We start from the raw sequence: 16624 nt of genomic DNA on the forward strand, positions 1-16624 counted from the left end.
CGTCACTGTCACGTCATGGGTGTGCGGTCCACCGTGCCGTACCGCGTCTCCAGCAGACCGCGGCAGACCGTGGTGTTCGCGTCGATCGTCACCCGGACGGTCCGGGCAAACCGCAGCYGGAGGGGCAGCGCCTCGCGATCGATCGGACGGCCGTCGTCGTCAACGAACAGCGGCGCCTCGGGAGCCAGGGACAGTCCGAGGGCATCCCGTCGGCGCAGCAGGCTGCGTCGTTCCGGTGACTCCGGCATGTCCGCCAGCCGGGCCCGATCCAGCGACTCGGGTGACCAGCCCGCGGCTACCAGGCGCTTGGCCGCGCCTTCCAGGCTGGCGGTGTGCGCCTTACGCAGGAAGGTCATCCGCAGGTCGTCGAGGCCTCCGGTGGCCTCCCCGGGAAAACTTGCCGGGAAACCGTCTCCGGCGGCGACTCCGGCGTTGATCTCTTCGGCAGCGAAGTGATCCTCCAGGGCCACGTCCACCTCGGTGACTCCTGGCAGCTCCTTCACCACGTCGTGCGCGTCGGACACCATCAGGTAGGCGAAGTTCGGCGCACAGAAGTAGGTCGGGAGTCTGAGCCGAACCTGCACCCGCCCGTCCTGGACCACCAGAGCACGGACGAATCCCAGCTCGGTGACGGGCTGGTCGAGCTCTGGGTCGTACACCCGCCCCAAAGCTTCCCAGACGTCCGCGGCCAGGCCGGTCCTACTGGTTACTGTGGGTGTGGTCATACGGACTGCCCTGCGCCCACGAGAGGCGTCGACGCCGGAGAACCGCTGCCCGCCCCGCTAACCTCGGCCGGTACCTCGATGTCGTAGAGCGCGGCCGCGTTGAGACCGAGAATTTTGCGCTTGATGTCGGGGGTGAGCACGCCGTACTCGGCCTGCATGTCCGCCGGGATCTGGAAGTCGACGAACTTCTCGACCAGCCACTTGGGGTGCCAGATCGCGTAGTCACTCGAGAAGGTCAGCCGGTTCTCGTCGAGCCAGTAGAGGAGCTCACCGATGATCTGCGCGAAGTAGCGCGGCCGGCTGTGGATGAACGGCATGGCCACCGCGAGCCCACCGTAGACATTGGGCTCCTGCGTGGCGATCCAACAGAAGTCCTCCAACCGGGGCAGTCCGACGTGTTCGATGATGAACCGCAGCTCGGGGAATTCGGTGGCCACATCATCGACGTCGGCGACATCGAACGCGTCCCGGTTCAGCGGGTAGATCGTCGGGCCCTTGTGGATGTGGATGTTGCGGATGCCGAGTTCCTGGCACTTCTCCAGATACCGGTAGACCCACGGGTCGGTCAGCTTGTAGCCCTTGGACTCGCCCTTCCACTCCGCCGTGTAGAGCTTCACACCCTTGAGGTTCCRGCGTGCCGCCAGGTCCGCCAGCTTCGACAGGCCCAGTTCGCCGTCACGCGGGTCGAAGGCGCCGTTCACGATGAACTTGCCGGGGTACCGCTCGGCGAGCGCGCCGTCCTGCTCGGTGGTGTTGAAACCATTCCGGTAGAAGTCCGTCAGATAAGTGGGCTGGAAGATCCCCTTGTCGACGTAACCGTCCTCGAACAGGTCCTTCACCATGACTTCCGCAGAGTACTTCTGGAACTTTTCCCGCGGCCAGAGGTACTCCTGCGGGCTCAGATTCACATGGTAATCGTAGAAGCAGTCGATGAAACCTTTGCCGTAGCGGTTCGCCTGGTTTTCCGGGCTCCCATCCCAGAAGTGCAGGTGGGAATCCACGATGAAGTATCGCTCATTGTCCTTGACGTACATGTGGATATCCTCCGAAATATCATCACGGCCGGTCCACGCCGGGCCGGATGAGCCCGGCGTGGACCGTGCCGTTCGCCTCGGATCAGGTCAGTTAGTGACGACTTTCAGATCGAAATCGATGTACTCMGCCGCGTCCTCGGGGTTGGCGAACAGTACGGTCTTGTCGTCGAGATGYACCATCCGGCCGTAGTGCGTGGACATGATCTCTTCGAAGTCGGACACACCGAAATCGAAACCGAGCGCATCCGAGATCTCGTCGAAGTCAAATTCGATCTTACGTTCGCCGTCAACCCGGATCATGGACGGATACTCCTCGACGCGGATACCGGGCTTGCTCCGCATGACGTCGGCGACGACATATCCGTTCTGGTTGTTCATCAGGGTGACGCCGCACATGTTCGACGAGGTTCTATTGGATTTACCGAGCTCTGGGTTTCCGTTCGCGGTGGTCACTGCGTCAGCTCCTTCGGCTCGGGCAGACCAAGGTCGGAAAGGACGGCCCGGAATCCGTTGACCGTAGCGTCGAGGGATTCCGAGAAGGTGATGACTTTCTCCTGCGGCTGCGACCAGATCGGCTGCAGTTCATGGGCCGCCTTCAAGCTCAGCGGAACCCACCGGGACAACCAGCCGGAAAGGGTCTCGACGTTGCCTGCGCCGAACTTCTCGTCGGTGATGAGAAGCTTGAGCAGCGCGCGGGTGTAACGCAGGTCGCGCTCGTAGTCGTTCTCGCCGGTTCCGACCAGGGTCGGCGTGACGTAGTCGCCATTACGGGCGGCGATCTGCATGACGAGGTGGCTGCGGAATAACACGCCGACCAGCGACTCGAACACGATGTTCGCGGCGACGAGTRCCTCCGCCCAGTCAGCGACCGCGGTGATCCGCTCGACGTTCTCCCGCACCGGCTGCCACACCGGGTCGTCGTGCCAGACCTTGCGGTGGGCCGATCCGTCGAACCCCGGCAGGGACTCGGCCAACTCCAGGTTGTACAGGGCGAGGTCCTKGGCGAAGCGGAGCTTGTGCGCGCTGTTCACCGCGATGGCAGTGTTAATCATGTTCGTGGGACCCGACCGCTGAGCGGCGACGAACACGTGCAGGCCCAGACCGTTCTCAGCGTGCATCCAGGCGCCCAGGTGCTGCTCGACGAACTTGGTCCACCCCCGCGACCAGCCGTCGTAGGCATGGGCCGCCCGCGCGTTTTCAAGGTTCTGCTGGATCTGCCGGACAACATTGGAGTTGTTCCGGTAGATGGTCTGCTCCCACTCCTCATTGGGGTCGCGGAAGGCATGCCAGTCCGAGGAGCGCAAAGCCGTCCAGTCCTGCGGATATCCGCCGGGTCCCTTGGCGAAACCGTAGATCCAGCCCTGGGCCAGGTAGCGGTCAGGGTCCGGCTGGACGTCGAAGGTGAYGTCCTCGTACATGGTCGCCCGCATTTTCTGCGGCTTGAAGTAGTTGTACACACGGCTGGTGGAGCTGGGGAACGTTAACGCGCCCGCCTCCGCGTCGGTGAACTCCGGCTTGGGGAAGCTCCTGGTCTTACCCGTGACTTGCGTCATGCCTGTGCTCCTCGTGGCAGGTCGTCAACCGATGGCCGACCGGTGACGATGACCGGTCAGCTTTCGGCGGCGGCCGTGATAGTGAACTTGTCGTAGAAGATCTGTTCTTTCGGGACCCCACTCGACTCAAGCCGCGGCAATGCCGCGTCAATCATGGGAGGCGGACCACACAAGTAAACATCGCAGGATGCGATGTCGGTCTCGCGCCGGTCCACTATATCGGTTACCAACCCGTTTTCCACGGGATGGCCGATATCGTCCGAGTTCTCCGGCATGCTGTCGGACAGGCAGGGGACGAACGTGAAGCCGGGAATCGACGCACCGGTCTGGAGGATCTCGTCGACATAGAACAGGTCGCGGGGGGCACGAGCCCCGTAGTAGAAGACGACCTCCCGCTCGCTGTTCTTCGTCGCCAGCTGGCGTAGCAGGGAGAGGATCGGGGMCATCCCCGCGCCACCACCGATGAAGACGATCCGACGGTCCGAGCTCACCCGGAGCGTGAAAGCACCGTACGGCCCGGTGACGGTCAGTGGGTCATCGGGGCGCAGACCGTCCTCCAGAAGTCCGGAGAAACGCCCGCCCGGATACTTCTTGATAATGAACTCGAGATAGCCTTCCGCCGCCGAGATGTTCGCCATGGAGAACGAACGGTGTTCACTCGAACCAGGAATGGTGATATCGACGTACTGACCCGGATGGAACATGAAGTCCGGTGAACCGGTGATGTCCAGACGCAACCGGGTGATGTCGTGGGTGAGATCTTCCGTCTCCACGACAGTGCTTTCTATGGTCCGCACCGGAAGGCCGGAGCGGATCATGTCCTCGTCATAGTTGACCAGTTCGACCGACAGATCGCTGAAGGCGTGCGCCCGACACAGCAGGATGTAGCCCTCATCACTTTCGTAATCGGCCAACGCGAAGGTCGAATAGCGGCCCATCTGTACATCACCGTCAAGCAGGAAGGACTTGCACGCCGAGCACTGTCCCTCCTTGCATMCGTGCATCAGGTTGACGCCCTGGCGGAACGCCGCGTCGAGCACGGTCTCGTCCTCGGTAACCTCGATCTCCACGTCGACCGGCTCGAACCGGACCCGGTGGGTGTCGCTCATGCCCGTCTCTTTCCTGCTTTGAAAAACCCGTCGTATCCGGGCGAGCCGCCCGGGCCGCGCCTCGGTGGTGCGGCCCCACCGGCGCTCGTGTCGCGGCGCCGGTGGGGCCGTGTTCGTTCGAACGCGTTCAAGAAACGTCCGTCGGCCCCCTCGGACGGCGGTTCTTCAACACGCCCGCAGCTTGCAGGGCGCTATTAGGAAACGGGTGCCGGCCGACCAGCCGGACCGCCGGCCCGGTAGGCCGCCATCGCCGCCTCACGCTCGGCGTCGTTCATCTCGTTGAGTGCGACATTCGGACTGCTGAACGTGATGCCGCGGACATCGTCGAGCGTCCAGAGCTTCGAGGGGTCGTCGAGCTCGAGATGGGGCTGCGGAATCAGGGTCTTGCCGTCATCACGGACGTACCCGAGGTCGGAAATGACATCGGCGAGATCCCAGTTGTGGTAAAGAGTCTCCCACTCCCGCTTGCCGGTCAGCCGGCCCATGTTCGGCGTCGGGCGGCCCTGGTACTCCGGCCGGAACGCCACCTTGTCAGTCCAGTGACAGGCTTCGGAGCAGTAGGTGCGCCACTGGTCGTCCACCTTGTCATGCACCATGTCCTCGCGGATCACGCAGGGCACCATGCACGTCCAGCACCGCTGGGGGTACTGGTAGTCGACGTTCTCGAACGCGATGGGCTTGTTCCGGCCGGGGTAACGCATCCGGTTGTAGTTCTCCCACCACTTGCCGTACTTGTTGTACCAGCCCGGGTACTTCGACTCGAACCACTCGAAGTCGTCGTCGGTCATCGGGTCGATCCGCCAGTAGTTCACCGGCCATCCGGTGGCGAAGAACTGCGCGACCTCGTGCACGTACCCCTTGTTGTAGATACGGTTCCAGGCTTCCTCGACCAGGTCGTGGGGGATCACCAGGCCGTACTTCTCGAGCGGGATGAGGTAGCTGCGGTAGTAGTCGTCGTAGATCCAGCGCTGCCACATCTCCGCGTAGCTCTCGCGGTCCTTGCGGCGGTCCTTCGTGCCGTACTCGATGAAGGTGCCGATCGCGGCATCCACCACGGCGTGGTTGTTCCACCACGCGTAGCGCAGGTCACGCTCGAGCAGCGGCCGGTTGGCCTCGTCGGCGAGCGCCATGAGCAGGATGGAGTACCCGTTGCTGATGTGGCGAGACTCGTCGGACTGGACCGAGTGGAACACCGTCGGTAGCAGGTAGTCACCGTTGGCGRCCGCCTCGGACGGCATCGCGACAAACAGGGTGTTGGTGAACGCCGTCTCGGCGACGACGGTCAGGTAGATGTTCGCCGCGGTGATCGCGTCACCGGTGATGAAGCCCTCACCGAACTGGCGGCCGATCGTTCCGGCGTAGTTGTTGGCGAACGCCTTCTCAGTGATGTCGAAGCCGGCCGGATCGATGTAGTGGTTCATGTACAGGCGCTTGAGGTTCATCTGGATCGTCGAGTGACGCACCTCGTCGATCATCTGTACCGCGAGCCCGTTGTGGATCTCAGGGTTGGGGACGGCATCGATCGCCATCGGCATCGCCCGGGCCGCGGAGATCTCCGGGAACGGGATGATCGACAGGAAGAGCTTCTGCCACTCCATCCAGCGCTGCTGGACCTGGCGGAACATGTTGCCGCGAATCGCGCCGTCCATCGCGCCGTACACGCGGTTGTCCTTCTCCTCCTCCATCGGGAAGTAGGAGCGCAAGATCTGCTTGAGCGGGTCCTTCTTCGGAGACTTGTCGAAGGTATAGTCGGTGGCAAACCGCTTCGCGGGCGTCGCGAACGTCGGTTCCCATGACAGCTCCGTGATCTTTTTGTGTGCCTTTGTCAAGCTTTGACGGCTCACGTCCTGCCTCCTGGACGATACGGGGTCGGGCAGACACCGGYGATGCCCGCCTGCACCGAGATCGACGCCGATCCGCGTCGACCCTCCTTCCGGCCGGAACCGGTGCCTGCACCACGTCCCTTCGTATGTCCCACATCACACTCCCCGTGGGAGGTGTGTGGGATCTCAATCTGAGACAGGTACCAGGACTCGGCCAGCAAGATCATCGGGGAGGCGAGATGCGAGATGCGAGGAGMGATCGGCGATCGGCGCCGGTCGGGGGTCGGTCGGGCGCGGCGGACGCCCGGCAGTGGGCGGAGCACAAGGTCTAGCCAGACGGTGGGCTGCGATCTAACCTCGCTCGGGAACCGCTCGTGACCACGTCGGACGCTGCGGTTGTACCGGAGTCGTCGAGGTTCGCCGTTCGCGGGAGGAGATCCATCAGATGGCTGGTTGTTCGAGCAACCTAGATGCTTATAATCATCAGGGCGCCGAGGTTGCGCAGGCGCGGGAGCTGTTCCTGACCACCGACTCCATCGAGCCGGACAGGGTACGCGACAGCATCCGGGCGTCCTGGTTACGCTCCCGGCACTGGGAGGTAGCGGCGGAAGGCCCCCGACTCACGTTCGTGGGCGACCTCGACAGCGAAAACCCGGTCAGCCGCGCCGCAGCGCCCATCGTCCGCCAGCTCGGCGATCAACTTGTAGACCAGCCTATCAGCATCATCCTGACCGATGCCGAGGGAGTCGTCCTGGCCCGGCGCACCGGTGACCGCGCCCTGGAGAAGCACCTCGACGCGGTCCAGCTCGCACCGGSTTTCAGCTACGCGGAAAGACTGGTGGGAACCAACGGAATCGGTACCGCGCTCGAGGGAAGGTCCCCCGCCCATGTCTTCGGGCACGAGCACTACGCCTCGAACCTCGAGAATCTAGCCTGCGCCGGAGTGCCGATGCACCATCCAGTCACAAGGAAGATAATTGGCGTCTTGGACCTGACCTGTTGGCGTCCGGACGCCGGGCCGCTGCTCATGGCCATGGCCCGGGCCGCGGCGGCACAGATTCAGGAATCCCTGCTCGCCAACGAAGAACACCGTGACCTTGCCCTGTTACGGGAGTATCTCAGGACATGCCAACGGATTTCCGGCGTGGTGCTCGGCCTCAACGACGACGTCGTCATGATGAACGAGCACGCGCGCCAACTACTCGACCMCCGCGACCAGTCGGTGCTGATCGGGCGCATCACCGATGTCGTCGCCAGACGCCGTGCCACCACCCTGATGATGGAACTGCCCAGCGGAACCTGGGCCCGCGTGCACTGCCGGACAGTGGCAACGGAGAGGGCCACCGACGGGGCGGTGGCCCATGTCCGTTTTGTCGAAGCGCCGCGCCCGCGGCATGCGGACACCGCTCTGACGCGGCTTCCGCTGCCCGGCATCGTCGGCTCCGGAACTCTATGGACCCGTGCCTGCCGGGAAGTGGACGCGGCTGCGCAAGCAGGTGAGTGGGTGATATTACGAGGAGAGCCCGGCGTGGGCAAAACAGCCCTGGCCCGGGCCGTGTGCCAGCGGCATGATCCGTCCGCGTGGTTCTCMGTTGTCGACGGCCACAACACTACTGTTCGGGAGTGGGGGACCCTTCTCCGCCACGAACTGAGCCGTAGCCGGGGCACGCTGGTGGTACGCCACGTCGATCGCATCGACCCCTATCGGCTGCATGTGCTGGCGTCCGCCTGCCAAGCAGCGGAGGCGGGCGGCCGCCGGGATCTGCCGTGGGTAGTCCTGACGCTCAGCGCCGACGACAAACCCCTCGGCCCCCTGATGCGCTACTTCCCGCGTTGCATCGAAGTGCCCCCGTTGCGGCACCATATCGATGATCTGCACCAAATCGTGCCGTTCCTGCTGGTAAAACTTACCCGTGGCGGCCAACTCGCCTGCTCCCCGCAGGCTATGCAAGCACTGTTGCGTACCAGTTGGCCAGGCAACATCGAGCAGGTGCGGCAGGTGCTGCGCAAAGTMATCCAGGTTCGCCCCGCAGGCACGATCATGGTCGGTGACCTGCCGCCGGAATGTCACACGGTCACCCGCCGGGTTCTCGGAGCCATGGAGGCGATCGAGCGAGACGCAATAGTGCAGAGCCTGCTCAGCGCGGACGGGAACAGGACCCTCGCGGCGCGGGCTCTCGGCATGTCGCGAGCGACGATCTACCGCAGAATCCGGCAGTACGGCATCGAGATCCCCGCTCCCAGCGTGTAGACGCAATCTTGCGTGGAGCCCACGGCAGCAGAGTGCGGGGAGCAGAGTACGGGGAGCAGCAGCCCTACGACAGGCCGCAGTGGCGGTCCCTAACGTGGAGGCCCATCATGGCTGCGCGGTCGCGACCCGGTCCMGGCCGGAGCGCTTTGCCTGGTAGAGGGCCACGTCGGCGCGGATGAGCAGGTCRCCAAGCCCGGAATCGTCCGGGTTCAGCATCGCCACCCCCACGCTGACGGTGACCGGGAGCGGACCGTCGGCGGTAGCCACCGGGCTGGCCCCGATCGCCTGCCGAAGCCGCTCGGCGAGAACACCCGCCGTCGCAGCCGGGCAGCCCAGCACGGCCGCGAACTCCTCGCCGCCGATACGGCCGACGATGTCCTGCGGGCCCAGCGTGCCCTGCACGCGCCGAGCGACCTCGGCGAGAACCGCGTCACCCACAGCATGACCGTGACCGTCGTTGACCTGCTTAAAATGATCAATATCGATCATGAAGGCGGCCAGCGACCGCGCCGCATGCAGATGCCCGCGGACCAGAGCATCGGCCTGCTCGAAGAAATGACGCCGGTTCGCCAGCCCCGTCAGCGGATCACTGTCCGCAAGCCGCTGCGTCTCCTCGAACAGGTAGGCGTTCTCACAGGCCGCCGCCGCCTGGCCCAGCACGRCATAAGCCAGACGAGCCTGCCTGGGATTGTAGCCACCAGCAGCCCGCGAGGCGATCAGAACGACGACGGTGGGGGCCTGCCGGCACAGCGCCGGCACGGCCAGCCAGCTGCCCACCGGGTAGCGCTGGCCGGGGAGCACCTCCGGCAGCCTCCGGTGCGGCCCGATCATCCCACCGCCGTGGAACGCCAGCAGCAGAGGGGAATCCGGAAGCGGGACGATCATCGCCCCGACCGCCCGGGTATCCACCTGGCCGTGGACCGCCACGACCCGCAACGTTCCGCACGGTTCCCGGGCCAGCGCCCACGCCGCCTCGCACGGAAGCTGCGCGGCAGCCGCCGTCATGACCCGCCCGAGGATCTCCGGCGGAGTCACCGCCCTGGTGGTCTCGACGACGACCCGGTGCATCGTCTCGGCCAGTTCCCGCTGCTGGCGCTCGRCCATCAGCAGCCTGCGCAACTCCCCCGCGTCGGCCTCGCGAAGCGAGATCAGTTCCCGGTCGTGCCCCGGCACGGCGAGAAGCAGGACATCCTGGATCTGGTTGGCGACCATGCCCGCCATGACCGCCAGCAGCGGCCCGGCATCCCGGCGCGGACAGGTGAGATCGAACAGGCCCAGCGTCTGCCCCGTCACCGGATCACGCAGGGGAACACCGGCGCAGGCGAACTCGCCGAGGGACTCCGCGTAGTGCTCCTGACCGAACACGTGCGCCGGCCTGTGCTCCTCAAGAGCGGTACCGATGCCGTTGGTGCCGACAAACCGCTCGGCATAACTAAATCCGGGCAGCAGCGATACGCGGTCCAGCCGGCGTTCGAATGCGGCGTCGCCGGTGCACCGCATGAGCACCAGACCGTTCGCGTCGGTGACGATCGCGCTGACGGCCTGCCTGGCCAGCCGATCGGCGAGCTGGCACAGGACCGGTTCGGCCGCGCGCGCGACAGGTACGTCGAGGTCCGACGCTGCGAGGAGGGGCTCGGGGCTGTCCGCGGCCACCGCCCACCGCCGCGACCGCATCCACGACTCGCGGATCGGATCCCGCACCCCACCGGACTCGCTGGTCTCAGCCGAGATCTCAGCCGAGATCTCAGCTGAGATCCCGGCGGTGAGGAACCGCTCGCGCAGCCGCTCGAGCGAGGCGCCCTCCCCACCGTTGAGGCGAAGCCCCGAGGCCCGTCCGGCTCGCCGAGACGGTCTTGACCGATCCGGCATGACGCACCTTCCCGCACCTTTAACCGTGTGACCTGGGGCAAGTATATGCCGCTTGGACCTGAGCTCAGAATCATAGTCCGCTTAGCCCGGCCTGCCAGGGGCGGACAAAAATCGCGAAGAAAGTGATATCCAGTATTTTTCTTCCGAAAATCGGTCTTTCGGGCGGCTGGTAGGTTGACGCCTCCTGCCATCGGCRCCGTCAGCCGGTGAGCAGACCTCGCAGGAACAGCCGCACCCACCGTCGGGGGGCCGCCGGTGAGATCCCGTCACCGGGCATCAGGCTGAGCACCGGCACGAAGTCGTCCGCGGTGACGTCGGGGTGGAGGACGCCCTGACGATGCGATCTTCGCTAGGTGACTCAACGCGACCTTCGTACCGCTGATGACTCCCGAAGCGCGAAAGGCCCCCTCGGAGTTGCACGCCTGCGCGTACTTCGCCACCAGCCGCGGCGTCTTCTTCTCGCCGGAGCCACCCACCATRGTCGACTGCAGAATCGTCGGCGGCCCCAAACCTAGGCGACCTCGACGGTCCGCATGCCGATCACACTGGATGCACGTCCTGACCGTCATCGGCCGCTCGCGACCTCGGTAGGTGTCAAGCGGCCTTTGGGCAGTTGCTTCAGGGCAGCCGCCCTCGGCCCGACCGGACCGGTCGCCAAGATTCGATCTTCGTGTGCGCCGTGGATGGGCTCATTGTGGGTGCGGATGTCCCGACACGGAGAGGCACCCACAGGCATGCTCCGGCACGGAAAACGCCGTGAGCTGGGAGAAGGCGGCATCACCAGGAACCTTGCGGCATGAGCCGGCACGCGCCCGTGCGACTTGCAATCGAGCGGCTACTGATTCGAGTCCCCTCACCAGCTCCAATGACAGGGCTTTCAGGATTGTACCGCGTTACCGGTCGCCATTCTATTAGGATATAAAAATTCGTCGGCGTGTCGGCCGCCAGTTGACCGACAGGCGAGAAAGTGCCGCTTTTTATCGGGGGATGCAGGTGCGCCAAGTCGAAGTGAAGTACTCGGTGACCGACCCGGCTACGGTCACGGCAGCGCTTCGAGCGGCCGGTGTGGACCTCACCGATCCGGTGTTTCAGGATGATCAGGCATTCGCGCCGGTGGCTCGCACCGTGTGCAGGGTGTCGAACCACACGAACGCCCCGGTCAGGGCCAGGGGTACCAGCAGCGCACGGAACTCGGCGTTCTCGTTGGTCTTCGCGTCGATCTCCCGCTGGCCGACCATCGCCCCGGCGCCGGGGGAAACGACCCCGAGCAGGTGAACCTGGCTGCCATCGGCACGTGTCGCCCCCCGGCCGGTCTCCCGTCCACCGCGTACGCCCGCACCGGGAACAGCCGCACCACTGTTCACGTCCACCGCCCCGGGCGGGGACGCCGCGGTGCCAGCGACCACATCSGCGAGATCAGCCGGCATGTCGGCGAGCGGCGAGTCAAGCAACGCGACCGCAAGCGCCTGATCGTCGGCCCTGTCGAGGAACCGGCGGATCGTCGACTAATCCGGCAGCAGATGCCCGCTCCACGAATTCCACGGCAGYCGTAACCGGACCCGCTCCGCCCACGTCGTGGCCGCCAGCCATTCCGTCACCACCACGCTCGCCGGCACGTCGCCGTCCGATGCAGCTCCACCGTACGGCGCACCATCCGACGGCGCACCATCTGAGACACCGTCGGCTGCCGCCCGCCACCGGACGCGGCGTGGGTGAGGCGGAAGCGGTAGCTGGCGGCGGTCTGGCCGGTACCGAAACGGTTCGTAACGCAATGCGATGACCTCGGTGTCGCAGCCGCCGCAGCGCAGCACCTCGGCCATCTACACGGGAGTTATCGCCTCCGGATCGTCGACGATTAGCCGGGCGCCCCGCCACCGTTGCGTACAAGGTGGCCGGGGCCGTCTGGTCCGTCACGCGTCACTCTTCTCGGAGGCGGACGGGCGCGGCGCGAGCGGGAGCGAGTGTGGCGAGGGCCGCGGTGGGCACGTCCGGTGTGGGTGGGGTGAGCCCCCCGAGACTCACCCCACCCACGCCGAAGGCCAGTCATCGCTGGCATGCGGCGGTCACTGGCCGAGCCGTCGCCACCAGGCACTGATGGACGGCGGTCGGCTGCGCCGAGCCGCGACCTTGGCTGAGGCTGCGGCTCAGCCGTCGTCGTCATCGCCGTTGATGGTGGTTGGGTTCACGGCCGCTCCCTTCTGCCGGGATCGGGACTCGCGGTCACGGCGAACATCCGCCGGCCGGCCCGTCACCCGGAGGGCGACCGTCAGCGCACGGGCGCACGCTGAGCACGAAGCGAGAACGAAAGCCCGCGCCCAGCACCGCACCGCCAGGGGCTACAGACATCACCGCCGACACGAGCCATGGACGTCACCGACCGACGGCGTCAYGAACGGCAGGCGTCACGAACGGCAGGCGTCACCAGCAGCCGCGGAGGTCACCGACGGCGGGCGTCACTGGTCCCAGTCAGTCTCGGAAAGAACGAGTGGGCGCCGGTTCCAGGAGTGCCGCGAACGCATGTTCGTGGGATCAAAGTCGAGCAGGACGCCTGGCCGACCCCGGCGGCACGGACCGCACCCGCCCGGCGGCGGGGACTGACCCTCGTCAGCCCGCCTGTGCCTTGGCGGCGGCCTTCATCGCCTTCTTGTACTCCCGGACCTGGTCACGGGTGGCAACGTCAGTGATGTCCGCGATGGAGCGGAACGTGCCCTCGTCCCCGAACGGCGCGGAGGCCTCCCGCCATCCCGGTGGGGTCACGCCAAGCTGTTTACCCAGCAGCGCCACAAAAATCTTGGCCTTCTGCTGACCGAACCCCGGCAGCGCCGCCACCCGCCTCAGCAGTTCCTTACCGTCGGCCGCGGTCGTCCACACGCGGGCCGCGTCGCCGTCGTAGGTGTCCACGATGAGCTGACACATGGCCTGTACCCGCTTGGCCATCGAGCCAGGGAACCGGTGCAGCGCCGGCACCTGCGAGAAGATCGCGCCCAGGGCGTCAGGGTCGTACTTCGCCAACTCCTCCGCATCCAGCGGCTGRCCGAGGCGTCGGGTCAGCTCATGGGGCGCGGCAAAGGCACGCTCAAGAGGAATTTGTTGATCCAGCACCATCCCGATCAGCAACGCCAACGGATCGCTCGTCAGCAACTCGTCCGCCTCGGCGATCTGGCTCAGATGCAATCCCACGCCAACACCGTAGCCGACCGCATCGCATCCGCCGCCCGGTCGTTGATCAGGTTGTGTAGTCGGTGTAGTCCCGACAGGCGGCGTAGTCGTCGGCATCCAGGTAGTGGCACCAGGGTGACTGTGAATCGGGGAAGCGAAGTCGACTGGTGCCCTTCCAACTCGCAACCTCGACGTGGCGACCAAGATCCCTCACGGTCCATGTCGGCCCGAGGTGCCCGAGGGCAAGAACGCGGTGCAAGCGGAGAGATGGACGTTCTGGTAGTCCAGGAAGACAGCGACTCGTGGGGTCATGACGTAGCCGACCTCGAAAAAGGCCCCGCCAGTCCCGGAGGACGGCGGGGAGTAAGTGGCTCTCTGGGCCGTCAAACGCCGGCACGGTCGCCCGCTGCCGACCTTCGCTCCAGCAGCCGCCAACCGGATCGTGACGCTACGCAGCCAGGCCGGCGCGGACCGTCTCGTTCCACTGAACCCGTCGAGCGCGGGCCACTTACCCAGGCACCGGCCCCGCCGAAATCGACGATCACCGTCGTGTGGTTCACCGCCGCGCGTCCGACGTCGTCCGCTCGTCTCATTCGATGAACCGCGGCCGAGCCAGAGACACCCCGGCACCATCCACCTCGGCGACCCCGTCCCCTCGGGCGGTCCCCGCAGCTGGGTAACCGGCGCGATGCGCCAGGCTCCCGCTCAGGGCTGGGCGAGGCGGGTGACGAAGTCGGCCACGATCGCCAGCTCGGCGTCGTCGTAGCGGCCGAGCGACTCCATCAGGCCGGCTCCCTTGGAACCGTAGAACGCGCCCAAGTCCGCGGCGATCCGCTCCCGGCGCGGGACAGGATGGCCTTCCTCCGGTTCTCGGCGGAGCGCTCCCGGCGGACGTGACCGACGCGCTCGAGGCGGTCGAGCGCTCCGGTGACAGTGCCGGTCCGCAGGCCGCTCAGATCGGCCAGCCGCCCTGGTGTCAGCGGTCCGCGCATCTCGCGCAGTGTCAGAACGGCGCGTCGCTCGTGCCGAGTTCGATCTCCTTCGCCCCCTCGTGGCTGTAGAGGACCGCTCCTGCGATCAACCGGACGACCGCGGCGAGGACGTCCGTATGTCACGATCAAGGGGGGTGCGTCGTCAGATCGGCATGAGTAGGATTGTGATCACCGGATCCACTGGCGTCATCGGGCGGCGCGCCATCCGGGAGCTGCACGCCACCGGCCACCACGTGAGGGGCGTAACMCGGTCCGCGCCCGGCCGCGAGCGGCTGGCCAGCCTTGGGGTCGATGCCGTCGACGCCGACGTCTTCGACGAGGCTTCRCTGAGCCGGGCCTTCGACGGGGCGGAGGTCGTCATCAACCTGTTGACCCACATCCCGAGCGCCGATCGTATGGCCGACCCGTCAGCCTGGGCCGAGAACGACCGACTGCGCACGAAGGCGTCGGCGGCGATCGCACGGGCGGCCCAGGCCGCCCGTGCGCGCCGGCTCGTCCAGGAGTCGATCGCGTTCGTCTATGCCGACGGCGGCGACGCGTGGCTCGACGAGGACGCACCGCTCGCGGGGGGCGGCGTGACAACGTCCGCGCTGACCGCCGAGGATCACGCGCGCGAGATGTTCGACGGCGACACCGTCGTGCTGCGCTTCGGGCTGTTCCTCGGACCGGACAGCGGCTCCACGCTGGCCACTGTGGAAGCCGCACGGCGGGGAACTTCGATCGCGGCCGGACCACCCGGCGCCTACCGGCCGACGCTCTGGCTGGAGGACGCGGCATCGGCCGTCGCCACTGCACTGAGCGTCCCCGCCGGGACCTACAACGTCGCTGACGCCGACCCACCTACAAACGCCGAGATCGATGCCGCGTTGGCCGCCGCCGTCGGGGTCACGGCACTGCGGCCGAGGACGCCAGGGGACGGGCCGATGAGCCGCTCCCAGCGGGTGTCGAGCCGACGGCTGCGCGAGGCGGGCGGCTGGGCGCCGCGCCTGCGCGCGGGTACGGAGATCTGGGGCCGGATCACCACATGACCATTCTGGAGCGCTTCACGCAGGCACGCCCTCGGCTGCTACGGCTCGCATACAGCGAGCTCGGTGACCTCGGCGAGGCCGAAGAAGTGGTCCAGGATGCCTGGCTGCGGCTCGCGCGCGCGGACCACGCGGCAATCGAGAACCTGGATGGCTGGCTGACCACGGTCGTCGCTAGGCTCGCCCTTGATCGCCTCCGGTCCGCTCGGGCGCGCCGCGAGATCTACGTCGGCCCGTGGCTCCCAGAGCCGCTCGGGTCGGGTGACCCGGCAGACCGTGTCACGCTCGACGAATCCGTCAGCTACGCCTTGCTAGCGGTGCTCGAGCAGCTCTCACCGGCGGAACGCACGGCGTTCGTGCTGCACGACGTGTTCGACATACCGTTCGGCGAGGTCGCCGAGGTGGTCGGCCGCACGCCCGAGGCAGTGCGGCAGCTCGCGGCGCGTGCCCGCCGCCACGTCAGGCGCGAGCACTCGCGTTTCGTGGCCTCGGGTGAGGAGCACGATCGCGCCGTACGGGCGTTCGCGCTGGCAGTGGCCGAGGGCGACCTCGGCGGTCTCCTCGCCGTTCTCGACCCGGATGTCGTCTGGAGGTCGGATGGCGGCGGTCACGCGGTAGCGGCACGCAGACCGCTGCACGGCGACATTCGGGTCGCGCGAGCATGGGTGGCGCTTAGCCGCAGGCTCGACCACCCGATCGAGACCACGCTCAACGGRCAACTCGGGCTGGTGATCCCGAGTCACGACGGCCACCGCGCAGCGCTTTCGTTCGCGGTGAGTGACAATCGGATCACGCGCATCGACGTGGTCCGCAATCCGGAGAAGCTGCGACGAATCTGAAAAGCATGGGGACGAGGCGCTGAGTCGCACCGAGCGCGACCACTCTCCCGCGCYCCACCCGAGAGATGTTCCAACGACGTTCCTTGTTTATCCGGCTTGCTGGTCTAGGACCATGCCCACCAGGAGCGCCAGGGGGTCCTCGGTGATGAAGGCGTCCGCCTCTGGATCGCCGGACAGGTGCAGGCCCATGCCCGTCAGGGTATCCACGACGAATACCCCGCCGGACTGGTGCGTCCGGCGGGGTG

The 16624-nt window shown here is 66.4% G+C and carries 13 protein-coding genes and 1 pseudogene; 3 read left to right on the top strand and 11 right to left on the bottom strand.

The window, feature by feature from the left end; genetic code table 11:
- Positions 1-8: 8 nt before the first annotated feature.
- The 6 genes from CcI156_RS20290 to CcI156_RS20315 form a co-directional block, all read right to left on the bottom strand.
- Entirely contained in the window at positions 9-725 is a 717-nt protein-coding gene (locus CcI156_RS20290; protein WP_076807573.1) for an iron-sulfur cluster assembly protein, read from the bottom strand.
- The gene (locus CcI156_RS20295; protein ID WP_076807575.1) at positions 722-1759 is read right to left on the bottom strand and encodes an amidohydrolase family protein; all 1038 of its coding nucleotides are present in this window, start codon (positions 1757-1759) and stop codon (positions 722-724) included. The genes CcI156_RS20290 and CcI156_RS20295 overlap by 4 nt, the downstream gene beginning before the upstream one ends.
- Positions 1760-1846: 87 nt before the next feature.
- On the bottom strand, positions 1847-2212 hold the full coding sequence (gene mimD, locus CcI156_RS20300; protein ID WP_011436927.1) for a propane 2-monooxygenase effector subunit MimD: 366 nt from the start codon (positions 2210-2212) through the stop codon (positions 1847-1849).
- Positions 2209-3312: an aromatic/alkene monooxygenase hydroxylase subunit beta gene (locus CcI156_RS20305; protein ID WP_076807576.1), complete on the bottom strand. Its 1104-nt coding sequence runs from the start codon at positions 3310-3312 to the stop codon at positions 2209-2211. Before CcI156_RS20305 ends, mimD begins: the two co-directional genes overlap by 4 nt.
- A 56-nt stretch (positions 3313-3368) precedes the next feature.
- The gene (locus CcI156_RS20310) at positions 3369-4421 is read right to left on the bottom strand and encodes an FAD-binding oxidoreductase (protein WP_076807578.1); all 1053 of its coding nucleotides are present in this window, start codon (positions 4419-4421) and stop codon (positions 3369-3371) included.
- A 194-nt stretch (positions 4422-4615) separates the two neighbouring features.
- Positions 4616-6265 carry an aromatic/alkene/methane monooxygenase hydroxylase/oxygenase subunit alpha gene (locus CcI156_RS20315; RefSeq protein WP_076807580.1) on the bottom strand — a complete coding sequence of 550 codons (1650 nt, stop codon included), beginning with the start codon at positions 6263-6265 and terminating at the stop codon, positions 4616-4618.
- A gap of 424 nt (positions 6266-6689) precedes the next feature.
- Between CcI156_RS20315 and CcI156_RS20320 the strand changes: the two genes are divergently transcribed.
- Positions 6690-8495, top strand: a complete 1806-nt coding sequence (locus CcI156_RS20320; protein WP_076807582.1) for a sigma-54-dependent Fis family transcriptional regulator — start codon at positions 6690-6692, stop codon at positions 8493-8495.
- A gap of 105 nt (positions 8496-8600) precedes the next feature.
- On the opposite strand, the gene CcI156_RS20325 is transcribed toward CcI156_RS20320, so the two are convergent.
- The 4 genes from CcI156_RS20325 to CcI156_RS27890 all read right to left on the bottom strand — a co-directional run bounded on the left by CcI156_RS20325 (position 8601) and on the right by CcI156_RS27890 (position 14515).
- On the bottom strand, positions 8601-10364 hold the full coding sequence (locus tag CcI156_RS20325) for a diguanylate cyclase (RefSeq protein WP_076807584.1): 1764 nt from the start codon (positions 10362-10364) through the stop codon (positions 8601-8603).
- Positions 10365-11461: 1097 nt separating this feature from the next.
- Positions 11462-11791 carry a hypothetical protein gene (locus CcI156_RS20330; RefSeq protein WP_023842138.1) on the bottom strand — a complete coding sequence of 110 codons (330 nt, stop codon included), beginning with the start codon at positions 11789-11791 and terminating at the stop codon, positions 11462-11464.
- A 1177-nt stretch (positions 11792-12968) separates the two neighbouring features.
- Positions 12969-13544, bottom strand: coding sequence for an HhH-GPD-type base excision DNA repair protein (locus CcI156_RS20345; protein ID WP_023842136.1), 576 nt, complete (start codon positions 13542-13544; stop codon positions 12969-12971).
- 761 nt (positions 13545-14305) lie between these two features.
- Positions 14306-14515, bottom strand: coding sequence for a MarR family transcriptional regulator (locus CcI156_RS27890; protein WP_085016516.1), 210 nt, complete (start codon positions 14513-14515; stop codon positions 14306-14308).
- Positions 14516-14667: 152 nt separating this feature from the next.
- On the opposite strand from CcI156_RS27890, the gene CcI156_RS20360 reads away from it, so the two are divergent.
- The gene (locus CcI156_RS20360; RefSeq protein ID WP_035734135.1) at positions 14668-15543 is read left to right on the top strand and encodes an NAD(P)-dependent oxidoreductase; all 876 of its coding nucleotides are present in this window, start codon (positions 14668-14670) and stop codon (positions 15541-15543) included.
- Positions 15540-16379, top strand: a complete 840-nt coding sequence (gene sigJ, locus CcI156_RS20365) for an RNA polymerase sigma factor SigJ (RefSeq protein ID WP_011436935.1) — start codon at positions 15540-15542, stop codon at positions 16377-16379. The genes CcI156_RS20360 and sigJ overlap by 4 nt, the downstream gene beginning before the upstream one ends.
- A gap of 96 nt (positions 16380-16475) precedes the next feature.
- Here sigJ and CcI156_RS27160 read toward each other — a convergent pair.
- Positions 16476-16568 (bottom strand): annotated as a pseudogene (locus CcI156_RS27160) (Fe-S cluster assembly protein HesB); the annotation flags it as partial.
- Positions 16569-16624 lie beyond the last annotated feature (56 nt).

It is taken from the genome of Frankia sp. CcI156 (genome assembly GCF_001983015.1).
In the GTDB taxonomy this organism is placed as follows: Bacteria; Actinomycetota; Actinomycetes; order Frankiales; family Frankiaceae; genus Frankia; species Frankia casuarinae.